This is a genomic window from Mesorhizobium sp. M7A.F.Ca.CA.004.04.2.1 (genome assembly GCF_004022825.1).
GTDB lineage: Bacteria > Pseudomonadota > Alphaproteobacteria > Rhizobiales > Rhizobiaceae > Mesorhizobium.
This window is the reverse complement of sequence record NZ_RZPH01000090.1, coordinates 1-10,733: the sequence shown is the minus strand read 5'-3', so window position 1 is coordinate 10,733 and position 10,733 is coordinate 1. Positions and strand designations below refer to the sequence as shown.

Annotated in this window: 7 protein-coding genes and 1 pseudogene; 6 read left to right on the top strand and 2 right to left on the bottom strand. The window is 57.5% G+C overall.

What is annotated here, in order from left to right; all coding sequences use genetic code 11:
* The 4 genes from EN893_RS06640 to EN893_RS06625 form a co-directional block, all read left to right on the top strand.
* Nucleotides 1-230: winged helix-turn-helix domain-containing protein (locus EN893_RS06640; RefSeq protein ID WP_164900736.1), on the top strand; the 230-nt coding region annotated here is incomplete at its 5' end.
* A 71-nt stretch (nt 231-301) separates the two neighbouring features.
* Nucleotides 302-1,723, top strand: coding sequence for a type II and III secretion system protein family protein (locus EN893_RS06635; protein ID WP_063170365.1), 1,422 nt, complete (start codon nt 302-304; stop codon nt 1,721-1,723).
* 12 nt (nt 1,724-1,735) lie between these two features.
* Nucleotides 1,736-2,296 (top strand): CpaD family pilus assembly lipoprotein, encoded by a 561-nt coding sequence (locus EN893_RS06630; protein ID WP_063169261.1) that lies wholly within the window; start codon nt 1,736-1,738, stop codon nt 2,294-2,296.
* Between the two features lie 83 nt (nt 2,297-2,379).
* Nucleotides 2,380-4,251 carry an acyltransferase family protein gene (locus EN893_RS06625; RefSeq protein WP_127213821.1) on the top strand — a complete coding sequence of 624 codons (1,872 nt, stop codon included), beginning with the start codon at nt 2,380-2,382 and terminating at the stop codon, nt 4,249-4,251.
* Nucleotides 4,252-4,733: 482 nt separating this feature from the next.
* On the opposite strand, the gene EN893_RS06620 is transcribed toward EN893_RS06625, so the two are convergent.
* Entirely contained in the window at nt 4,734-5,873 is a 1,140-nt protein-coding gene (locus tag EN893_RS06620; protein WP_127213822.1) for a porin, read from the bottom strand.
* A 681-nt stretch (nt 5,874-6,554) separates the two neighbouring features.
* On the opposite strand from EN893_RS06620, the gene EN893_RS06615 reads away from it, so the two are divergent.
* Both EN893_RS06615 and hemN read left to right on the top strand, forming a co-directional pair.
* Entirely contained in the window at nt 6,555-6,911 is a 357-nt protein-coding gene (locus tag EN893_RS06615; RefSeq protein WP_024505577.1) for a hypothetical protein, read from the top strand.
* Between the two features lie 464 nt (nt 6,912-7,375).
* A pseudogene (gene hemN / locus EN893_RS06610) lies at nt 7,376-8,702 on the top strand (oxygen-independent coproporphyrinogen III oxidase).
* 234 nt (nt 8,703-8,936) lie between these two features.
* Here hemN and EN893_RS06605 read toward each other — a convergent pair.
* Nucleotides 8,937-10,580 (bottom strand): MFS transporter, encoded by a 1,644-nt coding sequence (locus EN893_RS06605; protein ID WP_063169257.1) that lies wholly within the window; start codon nt 10,578-10,580, stop codon nt 8,937-8,939.
* Between the last annotated feature and the right edge of the window lie 153 nt (nt 10,581-10,733).

The window sequence follows — 10,733 nt, the reverse complement described above, 5'->3', positions numbered from 1 at the left end:
GCGAACTCTGTGTTCTAGAGCACCTGCTTAACCGGGCAGGCCGCATCGTGCCCCGTGCGCAATTGGAAGATCACCTCTATTCATTCAACGACGACGTGTCTGCCAACGCGCTTGAAGTCGGAATTTATCGTTTACGGGGACATCTGACCAGATCAGGTGCAACGCCACGGATCAAGACCATCCGAGGCATTGGTTACATCCTAGAATTGACTGACGCCTCGTCCGCATAGTTTGTCGAATCGAAAGAAGATCTATTTTGCTGATCCTTCAACATCCTTGCGCTGCGCTCAATTGGCGGGCGATCGCCAACAAGGTTACAAGACCTGCAGTGCCCCGTTACCTGGGCCATCTCCTCTGCGCGCTTATTGTGACTTTCCCACTTGGTGTCGCGGCGCAAAACAAGCAGGACAAAGGCCCGCCGCATGCGGCTTCGAATAGCATCAACGCCACGCTGACCCTTTCCTCTTCGCTCGGGGAGACCGTTCATCTGCCCGGGCCAGCCACGACCATCTTTGTTGCTGACCCCACGATCGCGGATTTTCAGGCGCCATCGAGCAAAACAATCTTCGTCTTTGGCAAGAAATCGGGGCGGACCAGCCTATTCGCCTTGGATGGCAATGGCGAGCCTCTCGCCGAATTGCGTATCGTTGTCACGCAACCGATCGGGGATTTACGCGCCATGTTGCGGGAGCAGGTCGGCGACTATCCCATCCGCGTCAACTATACGCCGCGCGGCGCAATCCTTAGCGGGACGGCGCCCGACGCAGAGGTCGCCGACACCGCAAAAAGAGTCACTGAGCAATATCTGGGCGACGGAGCGCAAGTCGTCAACAACATCAAGGTCGCTGGATCCCTGCAAGTTAACCTCAGCGTGCGCGTAGCCGAAGTCTCACGCAGCGCCATGAAGTCACTCGGCGTCAACTTGTCCGCCTTCGGTCAAATCGGCAATTTCAAAGTGGGCGTTCTAAGCGGAAGCGCTGCAAGCGCTGGGTCTGGTTCAACCCAGGGTGGCGGTACAGCAGAAATCGGATTCGACAACGGTGCCGTCAACGTCAGCGCGGTTCTCGACGCGCTCGCCAAGGAGCATATAGCTTCCGTCCTGGCTGAGCCGAACCTCACCGCTATGTCGGGTGAAAAGGCCAGCTTTCTCGCGGGCGGCGAATTTCCCATTCCTGTCCTGCAGGAAAACAGGCAGGTATCGGTTGAATTCCGTCACTTCGGCGTCAGTCTGGAATTTGTGCCGACAGTTCTCAGCAACAATCAAATCAACATTCACGTAACGCCCGAAGTCAGTGAACTGTCGACGCAAGGTGCCGTGCAAATCAACGGAATTTCCGTGCCGGCAGTTTCCACGCGCCGAGCCGATACGGTCGTCGAACTCGCCAGCGGCCAGAGCTTCGCAATCGGCGGTCTAATCAGGCGGAACGTCAACAATGATGTCAGGGCCTTTCCCTGGCTCGGAGAACTGGCGATCCTGGGACCGCTTTTTCGCTCGACCTCGTTTCAAAAAGAGGAGTCAGAACTGGTCATTCTAGTTACGCCTTACATTGTAAGACCAGGCTCCAACCCAAACCAGATGAGCGCACCGACCGAGCGGGCGGCACCGGCTTTGAACGGAGGGGGCGCTCCGACGAATTCCGTGACAAGTCCCCCGCGAGACCGCGCTGCTATCCGTGCGGGCGCGCCAAGCGCCCAGGGCGGTCTCGGCTTCATCATCGAATAGTGTCATCCAAAGATGTTGCGTTTTATAATCCTCTTTGTCGCTCTGGCACCAAGCGTAAGTGGCTGCACAAGCACTACGCCAGTTGATGTCGAACCATCGGCACCAATGCTTGTCCGAGAGGAGACCACCGTCCTGACGTTGCAAAGCCTGCGCGCTTCCGAACGGCAGCGTTTGCGTGTTTTCCTAGACAAGGCCAGTCGCGGCCGGTTCGATGCCATCCACCTCCTCATCAGCGGTTCGCCCCAGCTCAGCGCAGGGGTAGCCCATCAGGCCAGGCAGTTGGCAATCGAAGAAGACAACATTCAATTGCGCGATCAACACGACGCCGGCTCAGTGCGAATTGAGGCGATTGTCTATCACGCCCGTCCGCCGGTCTGTCCCTCATATGGTGCCTTACCCAATGAAGAATCCTTCAAACAGCCGCTTGGTTGTTCGACAGGACATAACCTGGCCGTGATGGTCAACGATCCGCGCGATCTGCTCGACAATCAGGCCGTCAAGGCCGGCGATGGCGATCGTGCTTCTGTACCAGTTGCAACTTACAGAACATTCGGGACGGATAAAGGTGGCTGATACCGCCCTTATCTCGGCAGCACTCCTACCGGAGATTGAAAGCTTCCAATCGCGTCCTGATCTAAAATAAAAGGAACCGCTGGATGCAATATAGGCGCTATATCGAGGGCCTTAGGGCCGTTGCTGTACTTCCGGTCGTACTCTTTCATTTCGGAATTTCGGCGATCCCGGGTGGCTTTAGCGGGGTCGATATCTTCTTCGTCATCTCCGGCTACCTAACCAGCGGAAGCCTCCTGGATGACCTTGAACGCGGCCAATTTTCCATCGTCAACTTCTACTGGCGCCGTGCCCGGCGCATTCTGCCGGCGCTCGTCTTTGTGATGCTTCTCACCTGCATTGCGGCATTGTTCATTCTTCTGCCACCGGATCTGCGCGGATTCAGTCTTAGCATCATAGCTACCTCGACCTTCTGGTCGAACGTTTTCTTCTGGAAAACGTCAAGTTACTTCTCTATCGATGCCGCGCTTCTACCACTGTTGCACACTTGGCCGCTTTCCGTAGCGGAGCAGTACTACATCTTCGCACCAATCCTGATGTTCCTAATCTATCGCTACATCGGGAAGCGCTGGCTGACGACACTTCTTCCGATAATTCTCTGCAGCTTCGTAGTGGCGGTGATGGCGACATCGCTGGCACCCACCGCCGGATTCTATCTGCTGCCGACCCGAATCTGGGAACTCATGTTGGGCGCCCTGCTCATGCTCAAATGCCCCTCGCCGCTGGGCAACCGATTCCTGATGGAGTCGGTGGGGGTGGCCGGATTTGGCCTTCTCGCCATCGGGTTCTTCGCGATTTCGGCGAGTGATCCGTTCCCAGGCTACAACGCCTTGTATCCATGCATCGGAACGGCCCTTCTGATCTATGTTGGCCAAAATACCCCCTCGACGGTCGCCACCCGCATGCTCGAAGTCAGGCCGCTGGTCTGGATTGGGCTCATCTCGTATTCGTTGTATCTTGTTCACTGGCCTCTCAATGCGTTCGCGCACTATCTTTCGTTCCAAAAACTCGATCCGTTGATGACCGGTGCGATGTTGGTGGCAAGCCTCGCATTGGCTGCATTCTCCTGGAAGTTTGTAGAGCAGCCGTTTCGACAGAAGAGGGCCTTCACCTCCCCGGGGCCTATCTTCGCCTTTTCAGCGCTCGCGATCGTTGTCCTTTGTGCCGGCGGAGCGGCGGGGGCGCTCGGCAACGGCTTTCCGCAACGGTTTCCGGACTATGTCCAGCGGCGCATTTCCGTCGGGGACTGGAGGAATGGCATCTGTTTCAACGAGGGCACCAGCCGGATCGAAAGCTGGAATATGGAGGATTGCACGCGCACCAGCGGTTTTCCAACAACGGTTTTTTTGTGGGGCGACTCCTTCGCCGCGCACTATGTTTCCGGCTTGGGTGCTAACATAAATCGATTGCAGGCGAACATCGTTGAATATACGTACGCCAGCTGCGCGCCGATACTCTATTACTACCCGTACGATCGTCTTGATTGTGTCCGGTTCAATCGCAAGGCCTTGGACGTCATCTTGGAAGCGGACATCAAGACGGTTATCCTCAGCGGTAGATGGAGTGACTATGAGGTCAGAGGTTTCGACGGTCTTCAGCAAACAATCGCTACGCTTCGTGCCCTGGGCGTGCGCGTGTTTGTCATCGGCCAGTCTCCGCAGTTCCCAACTGACGTCCGGAAAATTGCGTTCTTCGCCAAGCGCCAAAATCTGGACGATACGTCCTGGCCGATCGCGATGGACCCCGACGTCAACGAACGTGTGCGCTCATTTACCAAAGGCGCCACATTCATCGATCCGCTGAAATTCCTGTGCAGCGCAGGACGCTGCGCCTATTTCGATAGAGGAGAGTTTTTATATTTCGACTATGGTCATTTCTCTTCAGCCGGCGCCACACTGGCAATCTCGAAATACTGGCCGGCTTTTGGCAAGGACAATGCTCTTCCTAAGACGAAGTAGCGGCTCAGCGGCTGACAAGCACCAGTACGGGTCCCAGTGATAGCTCCTGCTTCCGCAGCAGCCGCGACGATGGAGCTGTTCAGGTTTAAGGCCCCCCGATAGTGACCTAGGATGGGTGCTGCCACGCGGCTCGGACTCAGCGTGCATTATCACGTAAATGTTGAGAGAATGAATGGCGCCGCGAAGGGCAATTCCAGCCGTCCAAAGCGACAGGCGTGTCGCGGCCTCGACATTGCAGTGGCGCTTACCTAACACGGCCTCACACTGCCCTCTAAACGGCCCCGAATTTGAACTGACGGCCCCTGGCCGGTTCATCGGGCAGGTCAAGGGCTAGGTGTAGTACACAGGGCTCATAACTTTCAGTTTCTAGTTGGTACGATGGGCCGTGGACGGTCGATGCAGACTTCAAGATGGCGAACGAAGCTCTCCATGCGTGCGTTGTCGAGGCAAGTGCCTTTGCCATGCTCGCGACTGGAGAGATTTCAAAATGAGCCTTGTAAGCGGAGAATGCCGCCGACGCTGTTCGGCTTGCTCGTGCCCTTGACGGCGGTAGGCTCGGCAGGGCCGAGGCCAGAGTTGCCGTAGTGGTCGTAATCGACCTCGGCTGTGACCGTGAAGCCGGGAACGACCATGTAGGCGACGTTTGCAGCCACACCAGCATCCTTGAGCTGATCACCCGAGACCTGAAGGTTGAACGAAGTTTTCTCGTCAAACTCGTAGGTGGCGCCCGCCCAGAAAGCCCACTGGCCGTTCCAGATTTTGTACGAGCCGCGCCCATGATTGGCAATTGCGCCGTTTGAGTCCTCGTTGAGACTGGCATTGGAACCGTAGCCGAAGAGTCCAAACAGCGACAGCTGGTTTGTGACAGCGACGTCGACGCGGATCTTGCCGGCAAAAGCTTCGTAATTGCTGTCATAAGCCGCGACGCCGGTGATCGAGCCCCAGCCTTGCGTGTATTTCAAGCCGGCGACAACGTGCGGAATATAGCTGTCGATAGTACCGGCTGAGCCCGATCCTTGTTCGAGCGAAATCACAGTCGAAATGCCGTTGCCGGCGTCGAAGTGGTACTGAGCCACGTTGGTGTCGAAGCCGGCCGACGGAACGAGCATACTATCGAGAACGTTGCCAGCGTAGCTTGCAAACGTATCGAAGGCCGACCCCTCCTTGCCAACTCGCAGGCCTCCCAGCTCGACCCAGGCAGAAGCCAGTGCGAGGCCGCTGTTGAAATCATAGTTCTGAGGACTGTCATGCGAGTTAGCGCTGTTGCCAAAATTCACCTGGGTTTCGGTATAGGTCGTCAACGCGCCGAGCTCGGTCTGCTGGCCGGTCCAAGTTTTGAACGTGAAGCGTGTGCTGTTTCGCCAAGTGCCTTGGTCCTCGCCAGTTCTCACGTCCGAGGTTCTTGCGCTGTCATACGATCGGACGTCACCCAGGCCGATATCGTAACGGACATAGCCGCCGATGCGCAGGCAGGTCTCGGTGTTGGGAATATAGGAATATCCCGAGCCGAGGACGTCGCAGATCTTGATGTACTCGGCCGGTTCCCGCTCGGCGCCAGCTGCTCGACCGACGGAAATGGTCATCAGAGCAGTTAAGCCGAGAAGAGGACTCTTGATGTACATGTCTAGATCTCCATGAAGGAATAAAAAGGATAGAGGCGAAAGAGCAAGCTTTTCCTCTAAATTTTGTGCGTGTTGTCTCCAATATGTGGACGCCAAAGCGCTTGACACGAGAGGTGAGCCAGCGTAAAAGCCACATGTACTTATAATAGTGTTTTCTGCTAGGAGATTCATTATCGTTTACATGTGAAACACTCCGGTCGGACCGCTGCAGCTCTCCGAATAGAGCAGCAAGCGACATGCCAACCTGAAGCGTAGATGCGGCCGACACCAAAATCGGGCCGACGCGCCTTCGTCTCGCTGGAATCACTTTTTTTGAGGGTCACTGCGAAAAGAAATGTGCGACACGGTTCGCCATGTTCGATATGTGACAGTCTCGTTTAACAGCGACGGCTTCCCGTCTGACCGCAACGGAGGCCGCGCCATCCGCTACCGAGAAGGATCACTGCGCGTACGCTCCGCAAGGGCTGCGCCAGGAACAGAGGGCGTGCACGTCCGAGGCGTCGCATGGTGGCCGCAGCACCTTTTCGCCGCTGTAAGTTCGCCGTGCAGGTACATTGCGCGGCCGGAAGCGAGAGGGAGCGCACCCTGAAACGGCTGCCTACGGCTCGCCTCGAGTAATTGGCGATGAACAGTATTCTCGAGAACTTAGTCTCGACGGAAAGAGCAACGAAAGGAAGCCGCTTGGACGAGCACGATCCGAAGGAAGAACCGATCGAGACCATTTTCCGCAACGGCACAATCACTGCCGTGGGTATCCTGCTTGCCTTTTCCCTCGGCTTCCTCACTCATTGGGCCGCGAACCCCTTGCCATGGCAACTCTACGATCTGTTCGCCGTAGTGCCGATCCTGCTCGGCATCGCACTGCAGATGAGAGCGCTGTCCATGCTGCTCGACATGAGTTCCTTGCGGCGCCCCATCTACGAACGCGCCAATCGCATTTTCATGGTCGGCCTCATCCAGACCGCGTGTGGCGTCGGCATGGCCATCTTGGTCGATCTTTTCGGGATATCGGTAGGGGGCACGCTGCCCGGCGCTTGACGACAAGCCACACCGCTCTTCGCTCGAAGCGACGTCAAGCCGGGGAACCTTGTGCACCCCCTAGCGGCGTCCTCCTTTCATCAAATGAGCCGACGTCAGCTTTAGAGCGTCTCGGTGGCTAAAGCCGGTATGGTTTTTCGGCCGGCAGGGAAGGCCGCTGGCTGGACCTGGATGGCGTCTGAACGAGGCTTGACAGGTCCGTTGCGTCGGACATGAATTTCGCATTGCAAAGTTCTTCCGCAGACGCCTCAAGCACACTGCACTGGCGTCACGTACTCAGACGTTGAATGCGGCACCGCACCATCACCTCAGGCGCAACCATGGCACGCGCGCTCCCCGGCGTGGTTGACCCCATCCTGTCCAAACGAGACTGCGACATAAGCGGGACGCACTGACTTAGGTCAGAGACCAGGACGAGCGCGCAACGAAAGAATGATGGATGAGCGACGTGGGATGACAGCTCCTTGCACACCTCAATCCTGACAAAGTACCGGGACCCCCGGCCGCCTTGGTATACCATCTATCCGACTGTGCCAGACTTCTCTGCGGCAGTTGGTGCTGACGATTATGAGGAATGGCTGGGGGGCCTCCCGGCCGACGAATCGGTGTCGCTCTATTTCCACATTCCGTTTTGCCGATCCATGTGCTGGTATTGCGGCTTCCCTACCGCGGTCATCCGTCGCAACGGCCCGATCCTTAATTATTTAGCGGTGCTGCGTCAGGAGATCAGTTTGGTGTCGGAGCAAGTGCGGCAAGGGCTGCCGGTGAGCGATGTGCATTTCGGCGGCGGAACGCCTCACCTTATCGGGCCAGCCGAGCACTTGGCGCTGATGGAATTTCTACGCCGCCACTTCGCTTTCAGCAAAACTGCTGCGATCGCCGTGGAGATCGATCCCCGAACGTTCACACCGGAAATGGCCGAAGCCCTGGCAGCTAACGGTGTCAACCGCGCGAGCATCGGATGCAGAGCTTTGATCCCGATGTGCAAAGGCGATCAATCGGATCCAGAGTAAGGTGCAGACGGCCGCTGCAGTCCAAAATCTCCGCCGGCATGGCGTTGGCCATATCAACTTCGACCTCATCTTCGGTCTACCGAAACAGACTGTGCAGTCCTGCATCCAGACCGCGATGGCTGCGGTCGCCATGCGCCCCAACCGGCTTGCGGTGTTCGGATACGCGCATATTCCTTCCGTGATAAAGAATCAGCGCCTAATCGAGCAGGCAGGTCTACCGGACGGCGATCTTCGCGCCGAACAGGCTGCAACTGTCGCCGAGACACTGGTTGGCGCTGGCTACCGGGAGATCGGGCTCGATCATTTCGCTCCGCCGGACGACGAACTTGCGCTAGCGCCAGAAGACCGGGCGCCTACGGCGTAATTCGCTGGGATACTCGGCCGATACTTGCAAAACGTGATCGGCTTCGGCGCGTCGGCTATTGGCCGAGTCCGCGAGGGGTATGTTCAGAACGAAGTAACACGGGATTCTTACGCCCGGCACATCGCAAGTGGACGTCTGGCGACATCAAAGGGTCACCGTCTGACCGACGATGACCGGGTGCGCGCAGCGATCATCGAGCGACTGATGTGCGATTTGGAGGCCGACGTGCCGACCATCTGTGCCGCCCACGAAATCGAACCAGCTCGTTTTCTCGATTCAGTTGAGAGTTTGGTGACGCTGGCTGAGGAGGGGATCCTGGACGTCGAAAACGGCTTCATCCGCGTGCGGCCGGAGCACCGCTTTGTTGTTCGCGCCGTTGCTGCTGCATTCGATGCTTTTCTCGCGAATCGATGAGTTGAGGCCACGACGCCGAAAGGCATCAGACCTTGTTTGGCGCTCGTCGGCATGGGCTCTCGCAGAAGACTCCGCAAGCGTATGCAGGGGACTTCCACTTGACGCCGCGTTCACCATCATCTCGCCTGGGTGCGCGCGAAAGCGCACAACCCGGAGCACGCTGCTCTCGGTGTGAGGCTGTGCTCTGCAAAGCACCGGTGATCCACCCTGTCCCTGGACAGCAGCTTGATGGCGTCATCTTGGAGGACGAGAAAAGATTGTCGAGGTACGGGTACGAATTGCCTCGGTCGTCCGTTCAATCGAAAGCACTGTCTGCGGAGGCACCTCTCCTTCATGCAGTGACAGGAGATGCTGGGCGACTTCCTTATCTGCTGCGGTGAGTCGATGATTTAGGCGGAGAAAGTCCATCCAGGTGGGGGTGCGGAATGTCTCCGTCCAAAGTGACGGTGTTTGCAGATTTCGCTGGAGCGTCCAGTTTCGTGCACCGGCACGGCTCTGGACGTGTCGCCGCGTGCGCATGGAGCCCAGAAAGGCCTCGATATTTTCCTCCGATATCAAATACTCGACCTTGGCCACGATAGGGCCACTTCTGGGTTTCAGATCGAGAGCCACGTCCGGCGGATGAAAAACTGAACTTTCTTGATCGGTTTCTTCCCAGGGACGGACCGGCAACACGATCCCCGCTGCTGCAACCAGCAACAGAGCGCCTGCGGCGCCCTCCAATGCTGAGGTCAAGGAATAGTTTTGCGCGACAGAACCCCAGATCCAGCTGCCAGCAGCCATACCGCCTGCGCTCAAGGCGTAGTAAATGGAGAGCGTGCGGCCTACAACCCACCTTGGGCTTGCCAACTGCACCGACACGTCAATGCCCGTCCAGGTGATAAGCCAACCCGCTCCGCCGAGCGCCAGCGAAATGGCCGCCACAGGAAGCGACGATGTAAGGGCAAGGGAGAGGCAACAGACTGCACAAGCCACAGAGGCGAAGGCCACCAGCCTGTTTTGAGACGTGACCTTCCTCAAGAAGCCGTTGCCCATACCCGCGATGAAAGCACCCATGCCGAAGCCGGCCAATAAGATACCGTAGACAATTGGCCCACTCTTCAACTGATCCCGGACGACGAGGGGGAGCAACGCCAGAATGGAGATGCTTGCCAACCCGAAAAGAGCGGCTCGGGCGGTCGCTGCCCTGATCTCCAAAGACATCGCCGTAAAGCGCACTCCGTCATGAATTGCCGTCGTCATTCTCTCACGAGGGAGAGGCGAAGAGCGGACCTCCCATTTGGTGCGCCATATCGCGCTTATGGGCGCCAGATCACTCACCGCAGCCAAGGCGAAAGCGGCCAGCGGCCCAAAGACGGCCAGGATCACGCCCCCCAAGGCTGGACCAACGCTGCGCACAATGTTGTATCCGACGGACATAAGCGTCACTGCGGCCGGAATGTCGCGTTTGTGAAGGATATCGCCGACCGAAGCGTGCCAAGCCGGATCATTCAAGGCAAAGCCGCAGCCGGCCAGGAAACCTAACCCGAGAATCAGCCAAGGACTGACAAATCCCAGACCCACAGAAATCATCAGCGTCGTCGACGCCGATGCTATCAGGCAGTGTCCCGCAAACATCACCCACCGGCGGCTGAAGTTGTCGGCAATGGCTCCGGCGAAAACTGAGAGGAAGAACACCGGCAATGTGGATGCGGCCTGGACGAGTGCCACCATGAGGTCGGACGCTGAAATCGTTGCCATAAGCCAACTGATGGCGACCGTTTGCACTAGCCAACCGAGGCTGGAAATCTGGGTGGCCGCCCAAATTGAGCGAAACACCTTGTTTCGAAATGGGGCGAGCGTCTTTGAAACGGGCGGTTGGGGATTTTCGCTCTGCATGAGGTATTGCTGGCCTTCGATGAGCGCTGCGATTTGAGCAAGCGGGTCGATACTTAGACATCGCGGAGCACCGCACGGACCCCAGCTCTATGGAGCTTGCCGGCGACTATTTGCGTATTGAGCCATTCTCATAGTCTCATTCATGAGCAGTCC